At 68.0% G+C, this 25,169-nt stretch carries 23 protein-coding genes and 2 tRNA genes; 6 read left to right on the top strand and 19 right to left on the bottom strand.

Annotation, left to right across the window (positions count from 1 at the left end; translation table 11 throughout):
- Window positions 1–167 precede the first annotated feature (167 nt).
- Window positions 168–1,256, top strand: a complete 1,089-nt coding sequence (locus tag GGQ93_RS11430; RefSeq protein WP_182714988.1) for an ABC transporter ATP-binding protein — start codon at window positions 168–170, stop codon at window positions 1,254–1,256.
- Between the two features lie 21 nt (window positions 1,257–1,277).
- Here the strand turns inward: GGQ93_RS11430 and GGQ93_RS11425 are convergent, their stop codons facing one another.
- Entirely contained in the window at window positions 1,278–1,634 is a 357-nt protein-coding gene (locus GGQ93_RS11425; protein WP_183217244.1) for a phage holin family protein, read from the bottom strand.
- Window positions 1,635–1,744: 110 nt separating this feature from the next.
- Here GGQ93_RS11425 and GGQ93_RS11420 point away from each other — a divergent pair, with 110 nt between their 5' ends.
- The 3 genes from GGQ93_RS11420 (at window position 1,745) to GGQ93_RS11410 (ending at window position 3,401) form a co-directional block, all read left to right on the top strand.
- A complete protein-coding gene (locus tag GGQ93_RS11420) occupies window positions 1,745–2,182 on the top strand; it encodes an HIT family protein (protein ID WP_182714990.1) in 438 nt (145 codons plus the stop codon).
- A 71-nt stretch (window positions 2,183–2,253) separates the two neighbouring features.
- Window positions 2,254–2,329: transfer RNA gene (locus GGQ93_RS11415), tRNA-Thr, on the top strand.
- A gap of 73 nt (window positions 2,330–2,402) precedes the next feature.
- The gene (locus GGQ93_RS11410) at window positions 2,403–3,401 is read left to right on the top strand and encodes an SMP-30/gluconolactonase/LRE family protein (protein ID WP_224764316.1); all 999 of its coding nucleotides are present in this window, start codon (window positions 2,403–2,405) and stop codon (window positions 3,399–3,401) included.
- 26 nt (window positions 3,402–3,427) lie between these two features.
- Here GGQ93_RS11410 and GGQ93_RS11405 read toward each other — a convergent pair whose 3' ends face one another.
- The 15 genes from GGQ93_RS11405 to GGQ93_RS11335 all read right to left on the bottom strand — a co-directional run bounded on the left by GGQ93_RS11405 (window position 3,428) and on the right by GGQ93_RS11335 (window position 20,001).
- On the bottom strand, window positions 3,428–3,901 hold the full coding sequence (locus GGQ93_RS11405) for a type II secretion system protein M (RefSeq protein ID WP_182714991.1): 474 nt from the start codon (window positions 3,899–3,901) through the stop codon (window positions 3,428–3,430).
- Complete coding sequence (gene gspL / locus GGQ93_RS11400; RefSeq protein WP_183217096.1) at window positions 3,898–5,007, bottom strand: type II secretion system protein GspL; 1,110 nt, start codon at window positions 5,005–5,007, stop codon at window positions 3,898–3,900. Before gspL ends, GGQ93_RS11405 begins: the two co-directional genes overlap by 4 nt.
- Window positions 5,004–5,960: a type II secretion system minor pseudopilin GspK gene (gene gspK, locus GGQ93_RS11395; RefSeq protein ID WP_224764315.1), complete on the bottom strand. Its 957-nt coding sequence runs from the start codon at window positions 5,958–5,960 to the stop codon at window positions 5,004–5,006. The genes gspL and gspK overlap by 4 nt, the downstream gene beginning before the upstream one ends.
- A 26-nt stretch (window positions 5,961–5,986) precedes the next feature.
- Window positions 5,987–6,586, bottom strand: a complete 600-nt coding sequence (gene gspJ, locus GGQ93_RS11390) for a type II secretion system minor pseudopilin GspJ (RefSeq protein ID WP_224764314.1) — start codon at window positions 6,584–6,586, stop codon at window positions 5,987–5,989.
- A 5-nt stretch (window positions 6,587–6,591) separates the two neighbouring features.
- The gene (gspI, locus tag GGQ93_RS11385) at window positions 6,592–6,972 is read right to left on the bottom strand and encodes a type II secretion system minor pseudopilin GspI (protein WP_183217090.1); all 381 of its coding nucleotides are present in this window, start codon (window positions 6,970–6,972) and stop codon (window positions 6,592–6,594) included.
- Complete coding sequence (locus GGQ93_RS11380) at window positions 6,965–7,462, bottom strand: GspH/FimT family pseudopilin (RefSeq protein WP_183217240.1); 498 nt, start codon at window positions 7,460–7,462, stop codon at window positions 6,965–6,967. The genes gspI and GGQ93_RS11380 overlap by 8 nt, the downstream gene beginning before the upstream one ends.
- Window positions 7,434–7,883: a type II secretion system major pseudopilin GspG gene (gene gspG, locus GGQ93_RS11375; protein WP_182714995.1), complete on the bottom strand. Its 450-nt coding sequence runs from the start codon at window positions 7,881–7,883 to the stop codon at window positions 7,434–7,436. The genes GGQ93_RS11380 and gspG overlap by 29 nt, the downstream gene beginning before the upstream one ends.
- A 13-nt stretch (window positions 7,884–7,896) precedes the next feature.
- Window positions 7,897–9,114, bottom strand: coding sequence for a type II secretion system inner membrane protein GspF (gene gspF, locus GGQ93_RS11370; protein ID WP_182714996.1), 1,218 nt, complete (start codon window positions 9,112–9,114; stop codon window positions 7,897–7,899).
- A complete protein-coding gene (gspE, locus tag GGQ93_RS11365) occupies window positions 9,114–10,610 on the bottom strand; it encodes a type II secretion system ATPase GspE (RefSeq protein ID WP_183217088.1) in 1,497 nt (498 codons plus the stop codon). Before gspE ends, gspF begins: the two co-directional genes overlap by 1 nt.
- Before the next feature lie 4 nt (window positions 10,611–10,614).
- Window positions 10,615–12,768, bottom strand: a complete 2,154-nt coding sequence (gene gspD, locus GGQ93_RS11360; RefSeq protein ID WP_183217087.1) for a type II secretion system secretin GspD — start codon at window positions 12,766–12,768, stop codon at window positions 10,615–10,617.
- A complete protein-coding gene (locus GGQ93_RS11355) occupies window positions 12,765–13,616 on the bottom strand; it encodes a type II secretion system protein N (protein WP_311734600.1) in 852 nt (283 codons plus the stop codon). The genes gspD and GGQ93_RS11355 overlap by 4 nt, the downstream gene beginning before the upstream one ends.
- 189 nt (window positions 13,617–13,805) lie before the next feature.
- Window positions 13,806–16,448 carry a TonB-dependent receptor domain-containing protein gene (locus GGQ93_RS11350; RefSeq protein ID WP_183217086.1) on the bottom strand — a complete coding sequence of 881 codons (2,643 nt, stop codon included), beginning with the start codon at window positions 16,446–16,448 and terminating at the stop codon, window positions 13,806–13,808.
- Window positions 16,449–16,524: 76 nt separating this feature from the next.
- On the bottom strand, window positions 16,525–18,042 hold the full coding sequence (locus tag GGQ93_RS11345; RefSeq protein WP_224760958.1) for a beta-helix domain-containing protein: 1,518 nt from the start codon (window positions 18,040–18,042) through the stop codon (window positions 16,525–16,527).
- 475 nt (window positions 18,043–18,517) lie between these two features.
- Entirely contained in the window at window positions 18,518–19,033 is a 516-nt protein-coding gene (locus GGQ93_RS11340; RefSeq protein WP_054766050.1) for a hypothetical protein, read from the bottom strand.
- A complete protein-coding gene (locus tag GGQ93_RS11335; RefSeq protein ID WP_183217084.1) occupies window positions 19,033–20,001 on the bottom strand; it encodes a M20/M25/M40 family metallo-hydrolase in 969 nt (322 codons plus the stop codon). The genes GGQ93_RS11340 and GGQ93_RS11335 overlap by 1 nt, the downstream gene beginning before the upstream one ends.
- Before the next feature lie 117 nt (window positions 20,002–20,118).
- On the opposite strand from GGQ93_RS11335, the gene ligA reads away from it, so the two are divergent.
- Window positions 20,119–22,452, top strand: a complete 2,334-nt coding sequence (gene ligA, locus GGQ93_RS11330) for an NAD-dependent DNA ligase LigA (RefSeq protein WP_183217083.1) — start codon at window positions 20,119–20,121, stop codon at window positions 22,450–22,452.
- 175 nt (window positions 22,453–22,627) lie between these two features.
- Window positions 22,628–23,050: a DUF2147 domain-containing protein gene (locus GGQ93_RS11325; protein ID WP_054766053.1), complete on the top strand. Its 423-nt coding sequence runs from the start codon at window positions 22,628–22,630 to the stop codon at window positions 23,048–23,050.
- 78 nt (window positions 23,051–23,128) lie between these two features.
- Here GGQ93_RS11325 and GGQ93_RS11320 read toward each other — a convergent pair whose 3' ends face one another.
- The 3 genes from GGQ93_RS11320 to GGQ93_RS16445 form a co-directional block, all read right to left on the bottom strand.
- Entirely contained in the window at window positions 23,129–24,115 is a 987-nt protein-coding gene (locus tag GGQ93_RS11320; protein ID WP_183217082.1) for an aldo/keto reductase, read from the bottom strand.
- 110 nt (window positions 24,116–24,225) lie between these two features.
- Window positions 24,226–24,302, bottom strand: a tRNA-His gene (locus tag GGQ93_RS11315).
- Between the two features lie 139 nt (window positions 24,303–24,441).
- Window positions 24,442–25,161, bottom strand: a complete 720-nt coding sequence (locus GGQ93_RS16445; RefSeq protein WP_182715004.1) for an energy transducer TonB — start codon at window positions 25,159–25,161, stop codon at window positions 24,442–24,444.
- Window positions 25,162–25,169: the final 8 nt, after the last annotated feature.

Genomic DNA, 25,169 nt, shown 5'->3' with positions numbered 1-25,169 from the left:
CCCGTGGTCCAAGCCGGGGCTTTTACCGACACTTCGCTACTTGTGAAGACTCAATTTTGCAATTTTGCAGATTTGCCCCACTGCGTTGGCCGAACCAAACCTCGCCCATTGATCCCGCCATGTAACCGGTTACGGTGGGCCAAAACGCAGCGACCTAGGGAAGAAGCATGGCGGACGTCCGTCTGATCGACGTGAAGAAGGCGTTCGGCGCCGTAGAGGTGCTGAAGGGCGTCGATCTGGAGATCGCGGACGGCGAATTCGTCGTCTTCGTCGGCCCGTCCGGATGCGGCAAATCCACCCTGCTTCGGACCATCGCCGGGCTGGAAGAGGCGACGACGGGAGACGTCTGGATCGGCGGCCGCCGCGTCAACGCCCTGTCGCCCTCGGATCGCGGCGTGGCCATGGTCTTTCAGTCCTACGCCCTTTATCCGCACATGACGGCCTATGAAAACATGGCCTTCGGACTGAAACTGGCCAAGACCGACAAGGGCGAGATTGATCGGCGCGTGCGCGCGGCGGCCGAGGCCCTGAGCATCACCGACTATCTGGACCGCAAACCCAAGGCCATGTCCGGCGGCCAGCGGCAGCGCGTCGCCATCGGCCGCGCCATCGTGCGCGAGCCCCAAGTGTTTCTGTTCGACGAGCCTCTGTCCAACCTGGACGCCGCCCTGCGGGTGCGGATGCGCTACGAGTTCGCGCGGCTGCACGGCGAGCTTAAGACGACCATGATCTACGTCACCCATGATCAGGTCGAGGCCATGACCCTGGCGGACCGCATCGTGGTCTTGAACGGGGGACGGATCGAACAGGTCGGGGCGCCGATGGCGCTTTATCAGCATCCGGCCAATCTGTTCGTCGCCGGATTCATCGGCAGCCCGAAGATGAACCTTCTGAAGGCCGAGATCGTCGAGGCTTCGAAAGAAGGCGCAGTCGTCAAGACGGCTGGAGGCGAAAGGGTGCGGGCGGCGGTGGACGCCTCGACCGCCCAGCCGGGCGCCGCCGTCACCCTGGGGATACGGCCCGAACATATCGCCTTGAACGACGGTCGCGACAGCCTGTCGGCCCAGGTCCTGTTCGTCGAAACCCTGGGCGCAGTCACCATGGCCCATCTGAAACATCCCGCCTCCGACGAGACCCTGACGGTCCAGACGCCCGGCGAGCGCCGTCTGACGGTCGGCGAAACCGTCAGCCTGTCGGCGGCGCCCGCAGACGTCCATCTGTTCGACGCAGAGGGTTGCGCCTTCCCCCGCCTGTGACTGAGGCTGGACCGCGCGGCTTCAGCCGCGCTTTTCCTCGTCGCCGATGAAGGCGCCGGCGATCCAGCTGACCACGCCCGTCACGATGGCGGCGCCGATCCCCGCCCACAGGCCGTTCACGGTGAAACCGCCCAGGAACATGGCGGTCAGGCCGATCATGGCGGCGTTCACCACCAGCAGAAACAGGCCCAGGGTCACGACGGTGATGGGGAAGGTGATGATCACCATGAAGGGCCGCACCACCGCATTGACCAGACCCAGAATCAGGGCGGCCGCAATCAAAGAGCCGTTGTTGGTGAAGGCGACGCCGGGCACCACCTGGGCCGACAGCCAAAGGCCGATCATGGTGACGACGGCCTGAATGATGAAGCGGATCATGATGTCCTCAGGGCTGGAAGCGTCACCATAACGCGCCATCGGGGCAAAAGGCTCCCCTCGATCCGTCGCGCCTGCTAGATTCGCGGAACGATCCGACACGGAGACTGCAGATGAGCCTTCACGGCGCCTATGATCCCGACAATGTCTTCGCCAAAATCCTTCGCGGCGAACTGCCCTCGGTGAAGGTCTGGGAGGACGACCACGTCCTGGCCTTCATGGACGTCTTTCCTCAGTCGGAGGGCCACGTCCTGATCATCGCCAAACAATCCAAGGCGCGGAACCTGCTAGAGGTCGAGCCCGACGTTTTGGCCCATATGACGGCGGCGCTTCAACGGACCGCGCGCGCGGTGGAAAAGGCGCTGTCGCCAGACGGCCTGTCGATCATGCAGTTCAACGGCGACGCCGGCGGCCAGACAGTCTTCCATCTGCATTTCCACATCATCCCGCGCTGGGCGGACCGACCGATGAAGGGGCACGGTCACGCCCCCATGGCCGATGCGGCGACGCTTCAGCCTCTCGCGGACAGGATCGCCGCCGCCCTGGACTGAGGCCGCGCGAGGCGTCTTGCGTCCGGCGCGATCCGTCCGCATAAGGCGCGCAGTTCCGTCATACGGACGCGGCCGGTTTAGCTCAGTTGGTAGAGCGCCAGTTTTGTAAACTGGATGTCGCGGGTTCGATTCCTGCAACCGGCACCATCCTCCTTCTTTGAAGACGGATGGCCTTGGACCTGAGGATCGCTACAGTGTCCGCTCTTTTCAGGAGTGCGTCTTGCCTGCTTCTCGTCGTCTGGTGCTCGTCGGCGGTCTCGCCGCTGCGGGCTGCTCCTCCCTCGCCGTGACGGCGGGCGGCGTCCGCCGTATGGACCCGGCCTTAGACGGGGTGGTCACTCCGGATGCACGGCTCGAGCGTCTGGCGTCGGGCTTCACCTGGTCTGAAGGCCCGGTCTGGATCGCCGAGGGGGCGTATCTGCTCTTCAGCGACGTGCCGGAGAACCGCATCCATCGCTGGTCACGAGCGGGCGGCCTGTCGGTCTTCATGGCGCCGTCCGGCTATGACGGACCCGACCCGTCTGTCTTCCGCGAGCCGGGGTCGAACGGCCTGATCGCCGGTCCGGCGGGGACGATCCTGATGGCGGATCACGGCAATCGGGCGATCGCCCGCGTGGATTTGGCGACCCAGGTCAAGACCTTGCTGGCGACCCATTACCGCGGCGCGCGGTTCAACTCCCCCAATGATCTGGTCCAGGCGTCGAACGGTGCGATCTTCTTCACCGACCCGCCCTATGGTCTCAAGGACATGGACCGTTCGCCGCTGAAGGAGATGGCGGAGAACGGCGTTTACCGGCTCGATCCCGACGGCGGCGTGCATCGTCTGGTCGATGATCTGACCTTCCCCAACGGCGTCGCCCTGTCCCCGGATCAGCGCACCCTCTATGTCTCGGTCTCCGATCCGGCGCGCCCGGTCCTGATGGCCTATGAGCTGGACGGCGCGGGCGGGATCAGGGGCGGCCGGGTGTTCAAGGATTTCGCCGCCCTGGCCGGCCCTTCGGCGCCGGGCCTGCCGGACGGGATGGCGGTCGATCGGGACGGACGCCTGTTCGCCACCGGTCCGGGCGGCGTCCATGTGCTGACGCCGGACGGCCGCAGCCTGGGTCTGATCGACACGGCGGGCGCGGCGGCCAACTGCACCTTCGGAGAAGACGGCCGCACCCTGTTCATCACCGCCGGCGACCGACTGCTGCGGCTTGAGACCCTGACGCGGGGCTGACGAGGCGGGTTCACGGCGCGGCGGGTTCACCGCGCGGCGGTCAGCGTCCCTTCCAGGCTGATCGTGGCGTCGGCGTTCTCGACCACATTCAGGGTCGTCGCCTCGACCTTCCGGTCATGCAGGGCCGCCAGCCAGCCGAAGGCGGCGGTGGTCGACACATTGGTCAGGCTGAACCCCAGCCCCCCCTCGGCCGACATCCCCATCTGGGGCGTCAATCCGGTCGCCGCCTCGACCTCGGCGACGGCGGCGGAGACGTCGACCTCTCCTGCCTTCGCCTCGCCGACGGCCAGGCTCCCCGTCCCGCGCTCGATGGCCGTCAGTTCGGCCTCGGCCGTCGCGCGCGTCCGCGCGGCCTCATCGCGCCAACTCGCCAGCGGCCGAACGATCAGCAACCAGGCCAGGACGGCGGCGATCGCCACGCCCATCACGGTCAGCATGCGCCGTTCGCGCAAGGTGCGGCCGTCCCACCAGGCGGCGGCTTGAGCGATCAGGCCGTTCATTGCATCCCTCCAATGATCACTTCGCTGACCACCCGACCGCCGTCCTCGACCGTGGACTGGTCCGTCATCGAAAGCCCGGAGGCGGTCAGGGTCGCGCGGATCGCGTCCAGATCCGAAAAGGCGGGATAGCTGAGCGTCGCCCGCACCCCCTTGCCGGGCCCGGCGCTGAGACTGTCCAGTTCGGCTCCCTCTACCTGTTCGACCGCCGCGAACAAGGCCGCCGAGACCGCCGCCAGCCCGCCCGGCGGCGGCGCGACGTCGATCAACCGACGCGCCTCCTGAACGGGATCGGGGGCGCCGGCCGCCTCCGGCAGCCGGGCCTCGATCAAGGCCAGGGTCTGGCGTTCGGCGTCCCGCGCTGCGGCCTGATCGCGCAAGCCGCCCGCTGCGGTCAGGATCAGGGGCGAGACCAGCAGGGCCGCCGCCAAGGCCGCCGCCAGACGCCAGTCGCCCCGGCCCGGTTCGCGCTTGCGTTCCTGGCCCGACAGCAGATCGACGGCCGGCGCGACGGCGGCGGCGGCCAGCCAGCGCTCCAGGGTCTCGGCGTCCTCGATCCGCACCAGGCGGCGATCGCCGGCGATCAGGTCCACCAGATCGGACTGCACTGTGGCCGCAAAGCCTTCGCCCCGCAGGGCCGTATCCCCGCCGAAGACGGCGGCGACCAGTTCATCGCCCGACGGCGGCGGCGCAAGAAGACAGTCGGGCGTGACCGCGACCGGCCGAACCCCAAGGGCGGCCAGATAGTCGATCCAGGCTTCCAATAGACCCGCGCTGACGGCGGCGACCAGTCGTGGGGCGGTCTCTTCGCCGCGCGCCGCCGGCGCCACGGCCACGACCGTTCTTTCGGGATCGCCGGCCAGTTCGTCCTTCAAGGCCCAGCGCGCAGCGGCCCGCACCTGGGCCGCGCCGCCGACCGGCAGATCCAGCCAGCGCACCAGAACATCGGCGCCCGGCGCCACGGCGACGGTGCGGACATCGGGCGTCGTCAGGGGGTCTTCGAGCAACAGCGACCCGCGCTGCAACACCCGCCCGCCATCGTCGAAGGTCAGGAAGGGCGCGGGCATGGAGGCGGCCGGCGGGATGATGACGATACGGGTCTGGCTCATTCTTCAGGGGTCCAGCGGCGAATGACGGTGCGCACCGCGCCGTCGGGCGCGGCGTGGATCAAGGCGGTTCGGACGGCGCGACCGCCGGCATAGTCGACGTCGACCGTCAGATCGAAATAGCGCGTGACCAGCGTCACCTGCTCACGGGTCTGATCATCGGGTGAATAGGTCTGCAGGGCCGGCTGCCCCCAGAAGGCGTCCGTAGAGGCCCAGCCCTGGCGCGGTCGGGCGGCGATGGCGGCCCGCGCGCCCTGAACCCCGACCGCCCCCGCGGTCAGCATGGTCAGAAGCGGCGCCTGATCGGGCGTCAAGGTGTTGACGTTCAACTTGGCCGGTTGGGCCGTCGGCAGGGCGCAGACATAGGGTCGAAGCCGATCATAGAGACCGGCGTCGATGTGGGCGACCGCCCGCATCTCGCTGACGTCGGCCAGCACGACCCCGCCAGTCCTGTAGGGCGTGGCGAGCCCGGCGTAACGCGCGTCCTCGGCCCCGCCCGGCGCGGCCTCCGCATCGGCGTCCATCCAGTCGGTCAGGGCGGCGGCGGCGGCGGCCATCCGGGCGCGTGACACGCCCAGGGCGGCCCCCAGGGCGATGAACTGGGCCGCGCCCTCGGGCCGGGCGAACAGATCTTCCCTCTGGCCATAGACCAGCGAGTTCAGGTTGAAACAGGCCTGACCGTCCGTGACGACGGCGCGGATCGCGCCCTCTTCGATCGGGAAGTTCAGCAACCGGCCGTTCCAGCGCGGCTCCAGAGGGGTGCGGAGCGGATCGGCCTTGATCAGGTCGGCGATTTGGCGACGGGCCAGGCTCTCGGCCCCGGCGGCGTACCACTGTGCCTGGGCCTGGACGTCGGCGTTGGTGGTGCGGCGCACGGAAAAGCGCACGTCGTCCAGCAGAACGACCGCCACGGCGGCCATGACGGCCACCAGCAGCAGGACGGTCAACAGGGCCATCCCTTCGCGCGACGTCCGCCCCCGCCTCATGCCGATGCGACCAGAAAAAGCTGTTCCAGCCGTCCCACCCCGTCCAGGGTCATGACGATACGAACCGCATCGGGCAGCGGGCGGTCGCTGGAGGTGATGAAGGCCTGGGCTTCCGACCCGTCCTGAATGAAGGTCACGGCCGCGTCCTTGACCCCGCGACAGAGGACTTGAGGCGGTCCCGGGCGCGCGCCGTCCAGATAGGGGAAGACCCGCCGCTCCAGACGCCCCTCCACCACCCGATATTCGACCCTCTGCAACGACGCCCGCGGGGCCTGGCCGGGATTGGACCAGCCGTTCCGAACCAGGGTCAGGATCGGATCGCCGGGCTGCTCCTGCCCCATCAGGGCGCGCGGCAGAGGCCGCCCGGTCGGGGCGCGAACGCGGCGCGGCGCAGCCTGGGCCAGGTCGGCCTTCAACAGGGCGTGCATGCGCTGAAGATCGCCGATCCGGTCGGTCTCGGCGCGCAGAGCGAACCGGGTGTCGATCGTCTGGCTCAGCACCAGGGCGCCCGCACCGGCCAGGAGGGCGAAGATCGCCAAGGCGACCAGCACCTCCACCAGGGTGAAGCCGCCGCGCCTCCCAAGCCTGTGGCCCACGCGCCTCATGCCGCGGCCGCGCGGAACAGGACCCGGTCGGCGACCTGGCCTTCGTCGGTGAAGACGCGAACGTCGATCCGGCCCAGGCCAGGAACCTCAGTTCCCGTCACCACCCGCCGCCAACGCCAGACGCGGCCCGCCAGCTCGACCTGGCCCGAGGTTTCACCGGTCGGCAGGCTGGACGCCAGCATGGCCTCTGCCGCCACGTTTTCAGCGACGACCCCGCCCAGGGTCCGGGCTTCCAGCCGGACCGCCGAGCGTGTCGCCTCTCCCGACAGATTCAACAGGGCCATCGCCGCAAGAGCGAAGACCGCCAACGCCACCAGCATCTCGATCAGGGTGAAGCCGGCGCGGCCCGCCGCTGACGATCGGACGGCCTCAACCATTGATCGACACCTCGCCCGCGCCGTCGATCGAGATGGTGCGGACCTGTTCGTCACGGCTCAGCCGAACCTGCGCCGGATCGGCGATTCCCGTGGGATCGAAGACGATGCGAACAGGGCCGGCGGGCGCCGCGACGCCCTCCGCCCAGGTTCGAGGCGTGAAGACGCCGTTCAGCGGCGTCCAGGCCGTCCCGTCGAACTGCGCGAACCGATAGCCGGATGCGTCCGCCTCGACCGCCACCGGACGGTTGGTCATGATGGCCTCCTCTCGGGCGCGCGCCAGCCGAGCGGCGAACTGCTCGGCCTCCACCCCGACGGCCGGTCGAGGATCGGGCATGGAGAGCACCACCGCCCCAGCCGCCAGCCCGATCACCGCGATCGTGACCATCAGCTCGACCAGGGTGAAACCGGCTTTTCTTTTGGCGCTATCGCTCACCGCGCGGCGGCGCGCGGCTTGAGCGCGGTCAGCCCTGCCAGTTGCCGAGGTCCGCATCATTGCCCTCGCCCCCTTCCTTCCCGTCCGCCCCCAGGGAGAAGACGTCGAACGGCTGGCCGTGCGTGCTTTGGCGGCGGTAGCGGTAGGGATTGCCCCAAGGATCTTCGGGCAGACGACGCACATAGCCGCCCTCGCGATACCGCTCCGGCTGGGTCAGACCGGCGGGCGCCGACACCAGGGCCTGCAGCCCCTGCTGATCGGTGGGGAAGTTCAGATTGTCGAGGCGATAGGTCTCGATCGCCTGTTCCAGAACCGCGATGTCCGCCTTGGCCTTGGCCACCATGGCCCGGTCCTGGCTGGGCAGGACATTGATGGCCACGACCGTCGCCAACAGGCCGATGATGACGATGACCACCATCAGTTCGACCAGGGTGAAACCTTGCCGTTTCCGTCTCTTGTTCTGATTTTCTGAAGTCATCACTAAACGCTCCTCACCCCATCGCCAGGGTGTTGATCTGAAGAATGGGCAGCAGGATCGACAGGACGATCAGGGCCACTACCCCGCCCATGACGACGATGATGGCCGGCTCCAGCAGGCTCAGCATCACGGCGGTGAAGGTGGCGAACTCTCGCTCCAGATAGTCGGCGGCGCGCTCCAGCATAGGCTCCAGCCGGCCGCTGCTCTCGCCCGAAGCGGTCATATAGACCAGCAGCGGCGGGAAGACGCCGGCGCGGCGCATAGCGGCCGACAGGCCCCCGCCCTCGCGAACGGCCTCGGCCATGGTCTCTGTCGCGCGTCTCAGGGCCCGGTTCGACACCGTTCGGGCGGTGATCGTCAGCCCCTCCAGCACGGGCAGGCCGGCCTGAATCATGGTTGACAGGGTCCGCGCCATGCGCGCGCCGTGCAGGTCGCGCGTCAGCCGGCCGACGACCGGCAATCTCAACATCGCCTCATCCATGCGCAGACGGGTTGCAGGATGGCGCCGCGCGGCCACGCCCCCGCCGATCAGGGCCGCCAGGATCAGGATCAGCAGCCAGCCCCAGTGCCGCATCAGCGTCGACAGGCCGATCACCATCCGGGTCAACAGCGGCAGGGTCTGGTTCATGCTTTCGAACTGATCGACCACCTTGGGCACGACAAAGGTCATCAGCACCGCGATGACGCCCAACGCTACCACCGCCAAGACGGCGGGATAGACGATCGCCGTGATCACCTTGCCCCGCACCTGCTGGTCCCGCTCCAGCCCGTCGGCCAACCGTTCCAGAATGGGTTGCAGCGCGCCGGACTGTTCGCCGGCCGAGACCATGGCCCGGTAGAGCGGCGGAAAGGCGCGGCCCTGCACCGACATGGCGTCGGACAACCGCCGCCCCTCCATCACCCCGGCATGAACGCCTTCCAGCACGCGACGCACGGCCGGCCGATCCGCCTGGAGGGCCAACGTCCGAAGCGCCTCCTCGACCGGAGAGACGGAAATCAGCGTCGCCAGCTGCCGGGTCGTCAGGGCCAAGGTCTTCGCCCCCAGACGGACGCCGGCGCCGCCCTGTAGGGGCCGTTCGCCCCGCGACCCGACACGAGCCGGCGTGAGTTCCAACGCCATCAGGCCGCGACGGCTCAACTGTCCCCTCGCCGCCGTCTCGTCCGCCGCAGTCAGGGCGCCGGACACGGTTCGGCCGACCGCATCGACGGCGACATAGTCGAAGCCCGCCATCAGGCCGCCTCCGCCGGGTCGGCCGCCGTTTCCTGGCGAGCCACGCGCACCGCCTCCTCGACCGAGGTGACACCCTCAAGCACCAGGGCCCGCGCCCGATGCCCCAGGGTTCCTGCCCCATCGAAGGCGGCGGCGACCAGAGCGTCCTCGTCCGCCTCAGCGGCGATCAGGCGACGCAGGCGGTTGCCGACCTTCATCACCTCATAAAGGCCGATCCGACCGATATAGCCGGAGCCGCCGCAGTGGCTGCACCCCTGCGGGCGCCAAACCGTGACCCCGGCCTTGGCGCCGATCAGCTTGGCGGTCTTCTTGTCGGCGACCTCGGGGATGCGACAGTGTTCGCACAGACGGCGCACCAGCCGCTGGGCCACGATCAGCCGCAGGGTCGAGGCCAGGAGGAAGGGCTCCACCCCCATGTCGCGCAGACGCGTCACCGCCCCCGCCGCGTCGTTGGTGTGGACGGTGGACAGGACCAGATGGCCGGTCAGGGCGGCCTGGACAGCGATGGCGGCGGTTTCGACGTCGCGGATTTCGCCCACCATGACCACGTCCGGGTCCTGGCGCAGAATGGCCCGCAGGCCCGCAGCGAAGGTCATGCCGACCTTGGTGTTGACCTGGGTCTGGCCGACACCGTCGATGGCGTATTCGACCGGGTCTTCGACCGTCAGTATGTTGCGCGTCTGGTCGTTCAACAGGGCCAGGCCCGCATACAGGCTGGTGGTCTTGCCCGAACCCGTCGGCCCGGTGACCAGGATGATTCCGTTCGGCTCGGCCAGGGCCGCGCGGAAGGCGGCCAGGGCGTCGGGCGCCATGCCCAGGCGGTCCAGGGTAAGACCCGCCTGATCCTTGTCCAGGATCCGCATAACCACCCGCTCGCCGCCGCGCGACGGCAGGGTCGAGACCCGCACGTCCAACGTCTTGCCGCCCAGAGCCAGGGGGATGCGCCCGTCCTGGGGCACCCGCTTCTCGGCGATGTCCAGGCGGGCCATGACCTTGATCCGCGACACCAGAAGCGGCGCGATGCGCGGGTTCAGGCTCAGGGCCTCGCGCAGCACACCGTCGATCCGCATCCGCACCAGAAGCGCGCTCTCATAGGTCTCCAGGTGGATGTCCGAGGCGCCGGTCCGCACCGCCTCGGCGATGATCCCGTTGATCAGCCGGATCACCGGGGCGTCGTCGGCCGTATCCAGCAGGTCGGCCGCCGCCGGGATGTCGTCGATCAGACTGTCCAGCCCGGCCGGCATGTCCAGATCCTCGCCGTCCGCCGCCGCCAGATGATCGCCCGCATAGATCTCGGACAGCTGCCGGTCGAAGGCGGCCTGGCTGAGGGGCTCCACCGCCAGCGGCCGACCCAGCACCCGCCGCGCCTCGATCAGCCCCCTGGGGTCGGCGCCCTCGCGCAGGCCCACCCGCGCCACATCGCCGGCGTCCAGCAGCAGGACGCCGTGCCGTTTGGCGAAGCCGTAGGGCAGGCTTGGGCCGACCAAGGTGATCATGGCGTCAATGTCCCGCCGACGGCAGGGGCGCGGCCTCGACCGGGGCCACCGGGGCGGTCACGCCCGTCGGCGCGATCACCATCGGCTCGCCCGTCGCCGGGGCGGCCGGGGCCTGGGTCCGCATATAGTCTCGCACCAGGGCGTCCAGGCTGGGCTCGCGATCCGGCTGCACCGCCTGCTGCTGGTCGCGGATATAGCCCCAGCGGTCCGCAGCCAGACCTTGAGCCTCTTCACGGGTGCGGATGATGGTGGGGCGCAGGAAGACCATCAGATTGGTCCGCCCGCGCTGACGGCTGTTCGAGCGGAACAGGGCGCCGACGCCGGGCAGGTCGCCCAGGCCGGGGATCTTGTCCGCCTGAATGATGTCGTTCTGGTCCAGCAGCCCCCCGGCCACCGCAATGTCGCCGTCGTCGACGACAAGGGTCGTCTGCAGCTCGCGCTTGTCGAAAACCAGATCCGTCGTGCTGCTGGTCAGACCGCCGTTGATGGCCGACACCTCCTGACGCAGCGTCAGGGTGATGGAGCCCCCGGCGTTGATCTGGGGCCGCACCGTCAGCCGCACCCCGATGTCCTTGCGGTCGGTGGTGGTGAAGGGGTTGGAGTTTCCGTCCAGCAGGGTCTGGCCCGTGGTGATCGGCACCTCCTGCCCGACCAGGAAGGTGGCTTCTTCGTTGTCCAGCGTCATGATCGACGGCGTCTGGAGCAGGTTGGAGCCCTTATCGGTCTTGGCCGCATTGATGATGAAGCCGAACAGGCCGTCTTCGACCTCGAACCCGCCGCCGCCGACGAAGCCGTTGGCGCCCACCAGACTGTTCAGGGCCAGGGTCTGCAGCTGTTCGCGCAGAGGATCGTCCTCGTCCAGCTGCCCCGCATAGGCGCCGCCGGCCATTTTCACCAACGGGGTGGCGTTGTCAGTATAGTTGGTCAGGCCGACGCCGTTCTCCCCGCCGTACAGCCACTGGACGCCCAGTTCGCGCACGGCGTTGTCGCTCAGCTCGACCACAATGGCCTCGATCAGCACCTGCTGGCGGCGCACGTCCAGGCGACGGATGACGTCGGCCAAGGTGCGCTGCATGTCGGCCGGCCCGGAAATCACCAGGGCGTTGGCGCCGGGGAAGCGGGCGATGGTGGCGCGATGGCCGGTGGCGGTGACGGAGGACGAGCCGATGGCGCCGCCCTCGGCGTCTCCGCTCCCCAAGCTGGCGGCGGCGCGCGACAGGCCGCTGGAGGCGCTGGTCGTCGATCCGGTCGCGGCGGTGCGCAAGCCCTGGCTCGTGCTGTTGGAGGCCGTCACGGGCTGGCCCACCACCTGTTGCAACACCGGCAGAAGCTGCTCGGCATTGGCGTGTTCCAGGAAAACGACGTTCACATCCTGGTTCGCCCTCGACCGGCCGTCCAGGTCATGGATCAGGCCGCACACCCGCGCCAGGGCCTGGCCGTCGCCGCGCAGGACGATGGAGTTGGAGCTTTCGACCGGCGTGACCGTCACCATGCCCTGCCCGCCCCCGGGCGCGGCCATCACCTGTTGCAGCACCCCGGCGATCTCGCGCGCGGAGGCGTTCTCTAGGGCGACCACCTCATAGCTGGACCGATCCACGTCGATCCGGCCGATCAGCGAGCGGATGCGCGCCAGATTGTCCGAGAAATCGGCCACCACCACGCTGTTGGCGCCCGGATTGGCCAGAACCTGGCCCTGAGCCCCGACCAGGGGCCGAATAGTCTCCGCAGCCGAGGCCGCGTCGATGTTGCGCAGTTGGAAGACCTCGGTCGAGAACCGCTCGGCCCCGACGGTGGACGGTCCCTGGGCCGCGCCCTGGGCGGGACTGATCCGATAGGCGCCCGACTGGGTCGGCGTCACCACCAGGCCGTTGGCCCGCAGGGTGGACAAAAAGACTTCAAACAGTTGGGCCCGACCCAGCGGGCGCTCACTGGTCACCGTCACCGTACCGGTCACGGCCGGGTCGACGATGAAGGTGCGGCCGGTGGTGCGGGCCACGTCCTGGATGAAGGCGCGAATGTCGGCACCCTGGACGTTCAGGGTCTGGCGCGCCTCCTGGGCCAGGACCGGCGAGGCCGCGACCGGCGCCTGAAAAGCCAGAACCAGGGCCAGCGCCCCGACGCCGGAGCGCATCAGCCGGTGGCGCAGAGAGACGGTCATGGTCGCGTCCTTATGGTGGTGGTGCGGGTCTGACCCCCGCGCTCATACTGGATTTCGGCAGAGGAAGCGTCGGCCAGCTGACTTCTCAGGGCGCCGACCGCTTGAGGGCTGTTCAGGGCCACGCCGTTGACCGACAGAATGACGTCGCCCGCCTGAAGACCCGCGCTGCGAAGCTCCGACCCGTCTCCGGCGGACGAGACGGTCAGGCCTTTGACGCCCAGCCCCTGCAGCCTTGGGCGCAAAGCGGCCTGAGCGATCAGGCGTTGGGGATTGACGACTGCGGCTGCGGCCGCGTTCGAGGCGGGGGAAGCGGCGGGCGGGGTCACGATCTGGGGGGTCGAGGGCGGCGGCGGGGGCGACGCGGCCCCGGCAGGCGCATCCGTAAACTCCAACCGGGTCAGGGACTGGCCCCGCGCCAGGGTCACGAAGTCGGGAGCGACAGACTGCAACACCAGTCCGGGCTCGACCTCCTCTCCGACGCCGACGGAAATCTGACGCCCGTCAGCCAGGCCTATGATGGCCGAGCCGCCGCCCACGCCGCCCGCGCGGACGCCGAACAGACGCATCTGACTGGCCTCCGCGCCCGAGGCGCCGGCCAGGGCCCCCTGCCCTCCGGTGCGGAAGAAGGCGTCAAACCGCGACAGTATGCTGACGTCGACAGGCCTAGCCACAGCGGCGGCGGCCGGCGCCTCAGCCTGGGGCCTGGGCGCGGCGAACAGCCAGATCAGACGGCCGGCCTGCACCAGCAGCAGGGCGATCAGAAGGAGTTCCACGAGGCGGCGCAGCGGCAGACGACGCCCCCTGTCCAGGGCGGCGGAGAGGCTGAGGTTGCGGATGTCAGCAATCACGACGCCAAGCCCGTGCCGGCCCCCGACGGCCGCGAATGGCGTGTAGAACAATCGTCCGTATGCGGGCCTCACCGAAGTGTGAAGACGTGGATAACTTCTCGTGACAGTTCAACTGTGTACGGACATTTAAATCGAAACGGCCGGGAGGCGTTCGCCTCCCGGCCGTCGATGGTTTGCGGTTCTGACGGCTCAGAAGCGCGCGGTCAGGCTCACCGAGGCGCTCTGACCCAGGTCATAGTTGTTGACCCGGATCTTGGCGCCCCGCTCCTGGTATTCGTCGAAGTCGGTTCCCAGCAGGTTCCGCAGTTCCAGGGCGAAGCCCATGTCGCGGTCCATGACGGTGAAGTCCTTGCGATAGACGAAGTCCAGGAAGACGCCCGGATCTTGAATGAAATCCGGTTCGCGGCTGGTGCTGATGCCGGCGCCGCGGGCGGTGATGCGATCGCTGACATAGTTGACGATGATCGTCGCCTGAGACCGGGCCGTGTCGTCTTCCCACCCCAGTTGCAGGTTGGCGACGTGATCCGACTGGCCTTGCAGACGGCTGCCGTCCTGAATGAAGAAGGAAGCCTGTTCCGGCGTACCGGCGCCGCCCAGGGTCAGCACCGTATCGCCCGAGCTCACCTTCACCTCAGAGTCGGAGTAGGTGTAGTTGGCCTGGACCAACCAACGCTTGTTGGCGATGAAGGCCATGGGCTGGTCGGGGAACTCGAAATACTTCTTCACCTCGACCTCGGCGCCCATGATGGTCGCCTTGGGCGCGTTCAGGAAGGACTGCTGGCGCTGGTTGCCGACATCGACGATGACGGATTCAACCGGCTTGTCCATGTCCTTGTAGAAGACGCCGGCGGTGATGAACTGCTGGCGGGCGAAGTACCATTCGTATCGCGCGTCCAGGTTCAGCAGTTCGGTGTCCACCAGGTAGGGGTTGCCGATGAAGATGCGGTCGCTTTCCGGATCGGTATAGGCCTGGGGGGCCAGTTCGCGGAACTGCGGGCGACCGATCGTCTTGGACGCGCCGAACCGCAGTTGCTGATCCTCAGCGAAGTTCCAGGTCGCCGTCAGCGAAGGCAGCCAATACTGTTCCTCGATTTCGGTGGCCTTATAGGTCGAGGCGCCGCCGAAAACGTCGCGCGGGGTGACGCTCTGTTGGCCGTCCTCGAAGCGGACGCCCACCGTCGTGCGAACCAGCGGGATGATCTCCGCATCGATCATCGCATAGGCCGCATTGACCTGAAGCTCGGCGTCATAGGCGCTGGCGCCGTTGCTGCCGGCGATTTCGCGCAGCTGCAGAGTGTTCGGATTGATGTTGTAGTCTGAGAACAGATAATCGACCCGCGCGTGACGCTGGCTGTCGGTCAGGCCGTTTACGGCTTCGAACTGCAGATCGTGACGGGTGGCTTCGCGATTGTTGTCGAACGAGGCCACGCCGGCGCTGATGATCGCCTCGCGGATCGAGGACAACGGCAGGGTGTAAGCCACATCCACGCCGCCCGAGACGATGTCGTCGTCCAGTTCGCTGAACGAGATCAGATTGCCCTGAACGTTGTGGATGTAGTCGCCGGCGGCGTCCACGCCGTATTGGAAGCGGGACTCATAGGGCGCGTCCCGCGACGTCTTGGCGTAGGCGGCCCGCCAGTCGATCTCCAGGGCGCCGTCCATGAACTGGTGTTCGCCAGCCAGCTGGCTCGTGAACAGCTGGCGCACGAACCATTCCGTATAGTCGTTGCGGATGACGCTTCCGCCCGCGTCGAAGTCCGGGCCGGCGGCCGAACGCGCTTCCTTGGTGGTGTTGCGGACGTACAGGTTGGTCCACTTCAGCTCATGATCGACCGTCTTCAGCGACAGGCCGCCGAGCATGTTCAACCGGATGTCGTTCTGGTTCGATTCGACGTCATAGGAAGAGGAGACCTCCAGGGCGTCGCCCTGGAACTGGCCCTCTTGCTGAACGCCGCGACGGGCGCGCCAGCTGTTGTCATAGCCGGCGACCGCGATAAGGCCCAGCGTCCCCAGGCCGGTGTCCTGCGAGAACCCGCCGGCCAGCTCGACGCCGCCGTCGATCGGGGTCTTCTCGCGTTGCAACAGCCGAAGCGGGGCGTTCTCCAACGACTGCCCCATGGCCTGAAGCTGGGCGGCCGAGAAGTTGGCGGTGTTGATCTGCTTGCCCTGGTCGAAGGCGATGCGGATGGCGCCAGGCACGTCGCGGGTGTCGTCGTCGAAGCCGGTGAAGTCGGTGCGCGACCCGTAGTAGATCAGGCTTTCCTTGCCCGTCGATTCCGTGTTGCCGCCCAGCGACAGCTTCATGTTGAAGAAGGGTTCGTTCGGGGCGTCGATCGTGTGCAGATCGATCACGCCGCCGCCGAATTCGCCGGGAAAGTTGGGCGAATAGGTCTTCTGAACCGTCACGCCGTCCAGGATGCTGGAGGGAAACAGGTCCAGGGGCACGACCCGTTGCAGAGGCTCGGGGCTGGGCAGTGGCGAACCGTTCAGCAGGGCCGACGAATAGCGCTCGCCCAGGCCGCGGACGTAGATGAACCGGCCCTCGACGATCGACAGGCCGGTGACGCGGGTCAGGGCGGCGGCGGCGTTGCTGTCGCCGGTGCGCTCCAGGTCTTCCGAGGTCAGGAAGGCGGCGACTTCAGAGCTTTCGCGGTTTGGCTCGGGGATATAGCGCCCCAGGACGACGATCTCGCCGACGTCGGTCGCCTGTTCCTCGACCTGCTCGGCCGGGGTCTGCGTAGTCGGGGCCGTCTGGGCGAACGCCAGGCCGGGCGCAATCAGCGCGCTGGTGGCGAGAAGGACCCCGCTCAGGGTCAGAGTAAGTCTATTCATGGTCTGCGCCTTGAAGGGGTCAGGAAACGCGAAGAACCGGCGGCGACCCTGAAGGCCGCCGCCGGCGCTGTCGTCATCAGCAGGGAGAGCCGGCCGTCAGGCCGCAGGTCCAACCCTGCCACCAGGTGTCCTGGGCGTTCCGCACAGCGCCGATGTAGTTGACGCTGTCGAAGAAGCTGTAGACCGTCTTCGGATCGATCGCCGTCACGGCGTTCTCATTGGCGCCGTTGATGAAGGCCAGGTTCTGGTTGGCGATGGTCGTGCCGGAAGCCGGGGCCGTCAGGGTCGAAGTTCCCGCCGCCGTCACATTGGTGTTGCGGGCGTTGGTGAACACCGCCGTCGAACGGGCGACGTTGGCCGGACGGTAGGAGACCGAGCAGGACATGTAGATCGAACGCAGCGAAGGCGTCGTGCCCCCGTCGAAGCTCGTCTGGGTGTCGGCGTCAGCGATGTCGAAGCAGCCGGCGACCGAGCCCGTCGTCGAGGTGGCGACGATGTTGATCAGGGTCGGGTTGGTGCCGGTGTCGAAGTGCATGACCGTGTGGGCGTCGGTTGGGGCGTTGCGGCCGACCAGGGTCCAGTTGGCGATCTTCGGCTGCGACAGATAGCGCGAAGCATAAGGCGTCGAAGACGGAGCCGACGAGAACTCGAAGCCGGCCGACCGGCTGGTCGAGTTCGGGGCCCGCTGGGTCACGATGCCGAACTGGGCGCCGCCGCGCCAGCCGGTGTCGGTGTCCAGACCGTCGTCGTCGGCGCCGTTGATGACGATGTGCTTGAGGTTGGCGTTGCCGCCGAAGATCTCGATGCCGTCGTCGGAGCTGTTGTAAGACTGGATGTACTCCAGAACCGTGCCGGAGCCGACGCCGGCCAGGGTCAGGGCCTGCAGCTCATTTCCGGTCGAGATTTCAAAGCCGGAATATTTGATCTGGACGTAGCGCAGACGGCCCGAGTTGTCGGTCGCCGTATTGCCGCCGTAGAAGGCGTTGGTGCCCTCGACCTGGCCGGTGCAGGTGACCGGCGCCGTCAGCTGGCAGTTGGCCTGGGGCGCGCGGCCGGCCAGGACGATCCCGCCCCACTGACCTTGCGAGGTCGCCGTGGCCGTGCCCTCGACGTCCTGGCGGCTGGTGAAGATGATCGGCTTGGTGGAGGTGCCCTCGGCGTAGATTTGCGAGCCGCGGTTGACCAGCAGATAGTCACCGCCGCTGGAGGCGAAGATCTTCACACCCGGTTCGATGGTCAGGATGCCCTGCGTGCCCGTGGTCGAGGCGGGATCGATGCCGCGGTCGGTGCCCACCTCGGTGCGGCCGCTGATCGAATAGATGGTGCCGGCGCGGACGGCCAGGCTGAGGTTGCCCAGAATCTGCTGCGGCAGTTGGCAAACGCGCAGCGAGCCGTTGGCGATGGTGCCGACATTGGCCAGGCCGGTCGGGCAATCCGCAGCGGGCGTGCCGGGGGCCGGCGTGTTGCCGCCACCGTTGTTGCCGCCGTTGTTGCCGCCGTTGCCGAAGTTGCCTTCGCCGGGCGAAGCCACTTCCGCCGAGCCGCAGGCGGCGAGCGCGAGGGCGCTGGCCGCCGTCACGAGCAGGGTTTTCATCTGAAGGCCGGTCATCGTCAGTCCACCGTGTCTGGTCAAAGAGCTATGACAGGGGGCGCCCGAGCCCATGCCCGGCCGCAAAGACGTGATCGCCCCTCCTGCCCGAGTGGAGTCATTAGGGATGATGTGTGAAGGCGCATGCGCTGTTGCGTGAAGCTTCAGCGGAGCTTTTGCTGCGGATTGCGATCCATTTTACGACAAACGATCTGCCTTCGGATCACTGGCTCTCGTCCAAGGCCCTGCGGCGGCGCGCCTTCTTCGGTCTGGCCTTGACCCAATCTGGAAATCTATCTTAGGTTGCAACGTGTCGCGCGATCCCGAAATAAAATCCGGACCTCCACGTCCCGCGCAAGACCGGCGCGCCGCCGACCCAGGGCGGCGACGCGGGTCGATCATCTTGGCTGGCGCCGTCGGCGCCTTCATCTGGCTGACGATCGCCGGCGCGGCCTGGCTGGCGGCGCGGGCCCTCGGTTGATCAGTCGCCGTTCCACCACGTCAGGCTGACGGGGAACCGGCGATCGCCCACCTGAACGGCCCCGCTCATAACCGGCGTCTGGTCGCCCAGATTGCGTCTGGCGGTCGCCAGGGCGCCCTGGTCGATCCGCAGATCCAGACGCACCGCCTCTCCGCGCGCAGCGGTTCCCGTCATCCGCAGCCTATCGTCCGTGATCTCATAGGCCTGCAGCGACACCGGCGGCGAGCCGTCCGAGCCGGCGAGGGTCAGGATCAAAGGCGCGCCCGCCCGCGATCCCCGCTCCCACGCTTCAAAAGCCGCGATCTGGCCGACGAACAGCCCGGCCAACTCCCCCGGTGCAGCCCCGCCCCCAACCGGCCGATACTGGCCCGAGACGTCGCCGCTCAGATGGTGACGGAAGGCCGCCTCAACCGGCGCCCGCTCTGCGGTCTCCGTCCCCCGACGCACTCCGCCCTCCCGGCCTTCGCACGCCGCCAGGGCTGCAATACAGAGAAGAATCCCGCCCAGGCGCCGCATCAGCGATCCAACGACCGGTCCAGAGCCCGGAATCCGGCGATGGCCAGTTCGGTCGAGGCGGCGAAGACCTCCGGCTTGATCCGCTCGAAGTCGTCGCTGGGGCGATGATAGTCGGGGTGATAATCGACGCCCATATAGAGGAAGGGAACCCCGGCCTCATGGAAGGGGGCGTGATCGGAGGCGTCCACCCAATTGTCCTCTCCCTCGTCCTGCGGCGTGTCCTTGCCGAAGGCGAGGCGGACCGGCCCTACCGGGGCGATCGGCTCCAGGATCGGGCGTAGACTCGGATTCTGATAGGTCCCCGTGACCCATAGCCGCCCATCGGTCTCGGCCCGCGCCGTCATGTCGAAGTTCAGGTTCAGGGCGACGGCGGACAGGGGCATGGGCGGGGCCTTGACGAACTCTTTCGCCCCCAGAAGCCCGCGCTCTTCCCCGTCGAAGAAGACGAGCAGAACGCTGTGCTCCGGCGCCTCGGCCTTCAGCCGCTTGGCCAGCTCCAGGGCGGTCGCGACGCCGGAGGCGTTGTCGTCGGCGCCGTTGTAGATCCGACCGCCGTGGACGCCGACGTGATCATAGTGGGCCGACACGACGATATAGCGGTCGCTGACCCGGCGGCCGGGGATCAGCCCCAGAATATTGACGCCGCGATAGGTCGTCGGCCCGTTGGGCGAATCGCCCATGGCTTCGAAGGGCTGCAGCCGCCCGAACGGCGCCGGCGCCACGTCCAGGGCCTCCAGCCGCGACACGAGATAGGCCCTGGCCCGCTCTCCGCCAGTCGAGCCGGTGTCGCGCCCCTCCATCTCGTCCGACGACAGGATCCGCACGTCCGCCAACAGCTGATCATAGACGGAGGCGAGCGGGGCGACCGGCTGGCCGGCCGGCGTCGCGGTCGGCGTGACACAGCCGGCCGCCCCAAGCGCGAGGCCCGCCGTCATGAGGGCGCTGACGAAAGAACGGACGGTCGGCATGGGCGGCTCCACGGGGTCGATACGGCAACTTAGCGCGGCGCTGCGGCGCCGTCAGCCGCGTTGACGGGATGAACCTGACGCTGCGCATGCTTTGAAACAGATGATAGGGAGTTCGACATGTCCAGCGCGATTCCCGCCTTTCCGCCCGTCGAAGACCTGACCGCCGAGACGGCGGCTGAGGAGTTGGCCTGGCTGGCCGCCGAAATGGCTCGCCACGACGCCCTCTATAATGAAGCGACGCCCGAGATTTCCGACGCGGACTACGACGCCCTGCGCGCCCGGAATCTGGCGGTCGAGGCCGCCTTTCCCGATCTGGTCCGCCCCGACTCTCCGTCGAACAAGGTCGGCGCCGCCGCCTCCAGCCAGTTCGCCGAGGTGCGCCACGGCGTCCCCATGCTGTCGCTGGACAACGCCTTCGACGAGGGGGAGGTGCGCGACTTCGTCGCCCGCATCGCCCGCTTCCTGAAACTGCCGGCCGACGAACCCATCGCCTTCGTCGCCGAGCCCAAGATCGACGGCCTGTCCGCCAACCTCCTCTATGTCGACGGCCGCCTGACCCTCGGCGCCACACGCGGCGACGGCCGCACCGGCGAGGACGTGACCGCCAATCTGAACACCATCGCCGATGTGAAACAGGCCCTGGCCGGCGACGACTGGCCCGACCGGATCGAGATCCGGGGCGAGGTTTACGCCCCCAATGACGCCTTCGCCGCCTTCAACGCCGCCGCCGAGGCCGAGGGCCGCCGCACCTACGCCAACCCCCGCAACTTCGCTGCGGGCTCCCTTCGCCAGAAGGACGCCCGGATCACGGGCAAAAGGCCGCTGAACTTCTTCGCCTACGCCTGGGGCGAACACTCCAGCGATTTCGCCGAGACCCAGTGGGAGGCCCTGCAAAAGCTCAAGGCCTGGGGCTTTCCCGTCAACGCCCGCTCGCGCCGGGTCGAGGGCGCCGAGGGCCTGATCGCCGTCTATCGCGAACTGGAACGCGACCGCGCGACCCTGGGCTATGACATCGACGGCGTGGTCTACAAGGTCGACCGCATCGACTGGCAACGTCGCCTGGGCTTCGTCGCCAGAAGCCCCCGCTGGGCCATCGCCCACAAGTTCCCGGCGCAACAGGCGACCACGGTGCTGGAGGGGATCGACATCCAGGTCGGCCGCACCGGCTCCCTGACCCCCGTGGCCCGGCTCCACCCCGTCACCGTCGGCGGGGTCGTGGTCAGGAACGCCACCCTGCACAATGAAGACGAGATCGAACGTCTGGATGTCCGCGTCGGCGACACCGTCCGCCTGCAACGCGCCGGCGACGTCATCCCCCAGATTCTGGGCGTGGTCCCGGAGCTGCGCCCCGCCGACGCCGTCCCCTATGTCTTCCCCGACAAATGCCCGGTCTGCGGCTCCGAGGCGGTGCGCGAAGGCGAGGAGGTCAAGCGCCGCTGCACCGGCGGCCTGATCTGCGACGCCCAGATCGTCGAGCGGCTGAAGCATTTCGTCAGCCGCCGCGCCTTCGACATCGAAGGCCTGGGCGAGAAACAGCTGGTCGCCTTCCACGCCCGCGGCTGGATCAAGGAGCCCGCCGACATCTTCCGCCTGGCGCGCGATGCGGACCGGCTGAAGGAATTGGAGCGCGAAGATGGCTATGGCGAGACCAGCATCCGCAACCTGGTCGCCGGCATCGACGCCCGGCGCGTCATTGCGCTGGACCGGTTCCTGTTCGGCCTGGGCATACGCGACATCGGCGAACAGACCTCCATCGTCCTGGCTCGGGCCTTCGAAAGCTGGTCCGCGCTGAAGGCCGCCTGCGTCCAGGCCGCCTCGGGTGTGCCGTCCGACGCCTGGACCACGCTCGCCTCCGCCCACGCCATATCGCCCCGCGTCCTGACCCTGATGGCCGAGGCGACGCCCCCCGCCGTCGATCCCTGGCCCGAGGCGACGATGGACATGAAGATCAGTCAGGCCTTCCCCGGCATGGCCGCCCCGGCCCGCCGCTCGCTGGCGACGATGGTTCAGGACTGGTCCGGCCTGGTCGAACTGGCCCGCGTGGCGCGTGAGGAAGCCCCGTCCGAAATCCTGAACCAGATCGCCGGCGTCACCGGCGTCGGCCCCGTCGCCGCCCTGGCCCTGGCCCACTTCTTCCACGAGCCGCACAATCTGAAGGTCGTCGCCGCGCTCGAGGCCGAGCTGACCGAAATCCTCGACGCCGAACGGCCCAAGTCCGACACCCCGGTCGCGGGCAAGACCGTCGTCTTCACCGGCGCCCTGGAACGCTTCACCCGCGACGAGGCCAAGGCCCGCGCCGAAAGCCTGGGCGCCAAGGTGTCGGGTTCCGTCTCCAAAAAGACCGACTATCTCGTCGCCGGTCCCGGCGCCGGCTCAAAGCTCAAGGACGCCGAAAAGCACGGGGTTCGGGTGCTGACCGAGGACGAGTGGCTGGCCCTGATCGGGGGATAGGTCGGGGCTCAGCCGGTCCGCGCGCGGAACGCCCGCAGCTCCAGCTGCGAAAAGCTTCCCTAAGGTCCGGTTTTTGTTGGCGATAAGGTGATCGGCAGAGCCTTGTTTTGATCCAAAACCGGGATCACCTTGCGCTCAACGGGCGGCGTCGCCGACCCGAACAGAGGAAACGACGATGAAGACCAAGATCATGCTGGCCGCCGCCGCCCTGGCGACCGCCCTCGCCTCCCCCGCCCTGGCCGGCGATCCGACTGGCCTGTGGCAGACACCGACCAACGGCGGCCAGGTGCGGATCAGCCGCTGTGGCCAGGCCCTGTGCGGAACCCTGGTGACGTCGAACCACATCCGCGCCGACCCCAATGTTCGCGACGAGCACAATCGTGACGCCAGCCTGCGGGGCCGGACCCTGCGCAATCTGCCCATGCTGTCGGGCTTTACCGGCGGCCCCACGGAATGGCGCAACGGCTCGGTCTATAATCCTGCTGACGGCCGCACCTATCGCGGCACCATCACCATGAACGGGGACAACAGCCTGAATCTGCGCGGCTGCGTCGTCGCCCCCCTGTGCAAAACCCAGACCTGGACCCGCATCCAGTAATCCTCTTCGGCGCAGAACAGCAAAGGCCCGGCCGGATCGCTCCGGCCGGGCCTTTTCATGGCGTTCAGAGCCGGGACCTCAGCGGTTCAGGGCCGCCCGCGCCGCCTCGGCATAGCGATGGCCGACCGCCGCCCCCTTGGGGAAGACGGCGTCGATTCGCGCCAGATCCTGGGGCGTCAGGACCAGGTCCATGGCAGCGACGTTCTGCTCCAGGGTCGCGACCCGGCGGGTGCCGGGAATGGGGATCAGATCGTCCCCCTGAGCCAGGACCCAGGCCAGGGCCAGCTGGGCGGCCGTGACGCCCTTGTCGGCCGCGATCGCCTTCACCGCCTCGACCAGATCCAGGTTCTTCTGGAAATTCTCGCCCATGAAGCGCGGGTTGGTGCGGCGGAAGTCGTCGGGGGCCAGGTCGTCCACCGACCTGATCTCGCCGGACAAGAAGCCCCGGCCCAGCGGGCTGTAGGGCACGAAACCGATCCCCAGTTCGCGCGTGACGGCGAAAAGCGCGTCTTCGGGCTCGCGGCTCCACAACGAATACTCCGTCTGGAGCGCGGTGATCGGATGGGTGGCGTGGGCCTTGCGCAGGGTCTCAGGCGACGCCTCTGACAGCCCCAGGAAGCGGACCTTGCCCTCGGTCACCAGCTCCGCCATCGCCCCGACCGTCTCCTCGATCGGCGTGTCGGGATCGACCCGGTGGAGATAGTAGAGATCGACGTGATCGACGCCCAGCCGCTGGAGACTGCCTTCAATGGCCCGGCGGACGTTGGCGGGGCTGCCGTCCACCATCAGCTTCGACCGGTCGGCGTTGTAGTTTATGCCGAACTTGGTGGCGATGAAGGCCCGGTCGCGCCGATCCTTCAGCGCCTTGCCGAGGAGGACCTCGTTCGTATGGGGCCCGTACATCTCGGCCGTGTCGAACAGGGTCACGCCCAGGTCCAGGGCCCGGTGGATGACGGCGGTGGACTGGGCCTCGTCGGCGCCGCCATAGAAGGCGCTCATGCCCATACAGCCCAGGCCGATGGCCGAGACTTCGGGTCCGCTGGGACCCAGTTTGCGCGTCTTCATCTGCGCTCTCCTGTCGATGTGGGGGATCGGCCCAAAAACGGAAAATGGAGGCCGACGATCAGGAGATGGGAGCTACAGGCCGGGGCATCAAGCCCGCCCGGCCTCTGCGATGGTACCGCCTCTCAGGCTTGAACTGAGGACCTCCGGTTCCACAAACCGGCGCTCTAACCAACTGAGCTAAGGCGGCCCGCGCATCGCGAGGCGCGTTCTCTACCGGTCCTGCGACAGGGGATCAAGCGGCTTGATGCGATTTCGTGACGACGCGGCACAAAAGAAAACGCCCCGGAGATGGCTCTCCGGGGCGTCTGTCCTTTGAAGGCTGCGCCTCACCCGAGGGTGAAGGGCACCCGGACGCGGAAGGTGGCGTCCTGGGCGGCGCCGTCGACGGTCCGCGGGGACAGCTGTCCACGCTGAACCACCCGAATGGCGGCGCGACCGAAGCCCATGCCGGCCGGCTCTTCCGAGACCACCCGACAGTTGGCCGGGGAGCCGTTGGCGCGAGCCGTGCACTCGACCGTGGCCGAGCCGCTGATTTCCCGTTCCAGAGCGCGGGCGGGGAAGTCGTCGGCGGTCGGACGCGGCTGGCGGGCCCACTGCACGTTCGTGATCACGGACGGCTTGGGCGGCGCCGGCGGAGCCGGAGGCGGCGGCGGGCCGGGGACGACGACGGGCGGACCGGTGTACTCGACCCGATCTTCCTTCTTCGTCGGCGTGATGTTGACCGGCGGAGGCGGAACGATGTTCGGGACGGGCGCAGGCACGCGAACCTGAAGCTTCGGCGGCGGAGGCGTATCCGTCGGCGGGGGCGGCGGGGGCGGCGGGGGCGGAGGCGGAGGAACCGGCTCGACCAACTCGACCTCGACGGACTCGTCGACGTAGTTGAACTCCTTGAGCTTAAACTTCGACTGCTGAAGGAAGAAGATCAGCAGGGCGAACAGAAGGGTGACGATCAGCAGGCACACGATCAGCACGGGGTAGGAAACCCCCATGAAGCCCTTGGCCTTGGGTACGTCGTAACGACTGCGATGATAAGTGACGTCTGTCATACTATCTC

The sequence above is a fragment of the Brevundimonas aurantiaca genome (genome assembly GCF_014199955.1).
Taxonomy (GTDB): Bacteria; Pseudomonadota; Alphaproteobacteria; order Caulobacterales; family Caulobacteraceae; genus Brevundimonas; species Brevundimonas aurantiaca.
This window is presented reverse-complemented; position numbering and strand designations above follow the sequence as displayed.

Bases quoted from the DNA above. Each gene is read 5' to 3' on its own strand.
- GGQ93_RS11430 (WP_182714988.1), top strand. From the start codon at position 168: ATGGCGGACGTCCGTCTGATCGACGTGAAGAAGGCGTTCGGCGCCGTA.
- GGQ93_RS11425 (WP_183217244.1), bottom strand. From the start codon at position 1,634: ATGATCCGCTTCATCATTCAGGCCGTCGTCACCATGATCGGCCTTTGG.
- GGQ93_RS11420 (WP_182714990.1), top strand. From the start codon at position 1,745: ATGAGCCTTCACGGCGCCTATGATCCCGACAATGTCTTCGCCAAAATC.
- GGQ93_RS11405 (WP_182714991.1), bottom strand. From the start codon at position 3,901: ATGAACGGCCTGATCGCTCAAGCCGCCGCCTGGTGGGACGGCCGCACC.
- gspL (WP_183217096.1), bottom strand. From the start codon at position 5,007: ATGAGCCAGACCCGTATCGTCATCATCCCGCCGGCCGCCTCCATGCCC.
- gspK (WP_224764315.1), bottom strand. From the start codon at position 5,960: ATGGCCCTGTTGACCGTCCTGCTGCTGGTGGCCGTCATGGCCGCCGTG.
- gspI (WP_183217090.1), bottom strand. From the start codon at position 6,972: ATGGTTGAGGCCGTCCGATCGTCAGCGGCGGGCCGCGCCGGCTTCACC.
- GGQ93_RS11380 (WP_183217240.1), bottom strand. From the start codon at position 7,462: ATGCGGACCTCGGCAACTGGCAGGGCTGACCGCGCTCAAGCCGCGCGC.
- gspG (WP_182714995.1), bottom strand. From the start codon at position 7,883: ATGACTTCAGAAAATCAGAACAAGAGACGGAAACGGCAAGGTTTCACC.
- gspF (WP_182714996.1), bottom strand. From the start codon at position 9,114: ATGGCGGGCTTCGACTATGTCGCCGTCGATGCGGTCGGCCGAACCGTG.
- gspE (WP_183217088.1), bottom strand. From the start codon at position 10,610: ATGATCACCTTGGTCGGCCCAAGCCTGCCCTACGGCTTCGCCAAACGG.
- gspD (WP_183217087.1), bottom strand. From the start codon at position 12,768: ATGACCGTCTCTCTGCGCCACCGGCTGATGCGCTCCGGCGTCGGGGCG.
- GGQ93_RS11350 (WP_183217086.1), bottom strand. From the start codon at position 16,448: ATGAATAGACTTACTCTGACCCTGAGCGGGGTCCTTCTCGCCACCAGC.
- GGQ93_RS11345 (WP_224760958.1), bottom strand. From the start codon at position 18,042: ATGAAAACCCTGCTCGTGACGGCGGCCAGCGCCCTCGCGCTCGCCGCC.
- GGQ93_RS11340 (WP_054766050.1), bottom strand. From the start codon at position 19,033: ATGCGGCGCCTGGGCGGGATTCTTCTCTGTATTGCAGCCCTGGCGGCG.
- GGQ93_RS11335 (WP_183217084.1), bottom strand. From the start codon at position 20,001: ATGCCGACCGTCCGTTCTTTCGTCAGCGCCCTCATGACGGCGGGCCTC.
- ligA (WP_183217083.1), top strand. From the start codon at position 20,119: ATGTCCAGCGCGATTCCCGCCTTTCCGCCCGTCGAAGACCTGACCGCC.
- GGQ93_RS11325 (WP_054766053.1), top strand. From the start codon at position 22,628: ATGAAGACCAAGATCATGCTGGCCGCCGCCGCCCTGGCGACCGCCCTC.
- GGQ93_RS11320 (WP_183217082.1), bottom strand. From the start codon at position 24,115: ATGAAGACGCGCAAACTGGGTCCCAGCGGACCCGAAGTCTCGGCCATC.
- GGQ93_RS16445 (WP_182715004.1), bottom strand. From the start codon at position 25,161: ATGACAGACGTCACTTATCATCGCAGTCGTTACGACGTACCCAAGGCC.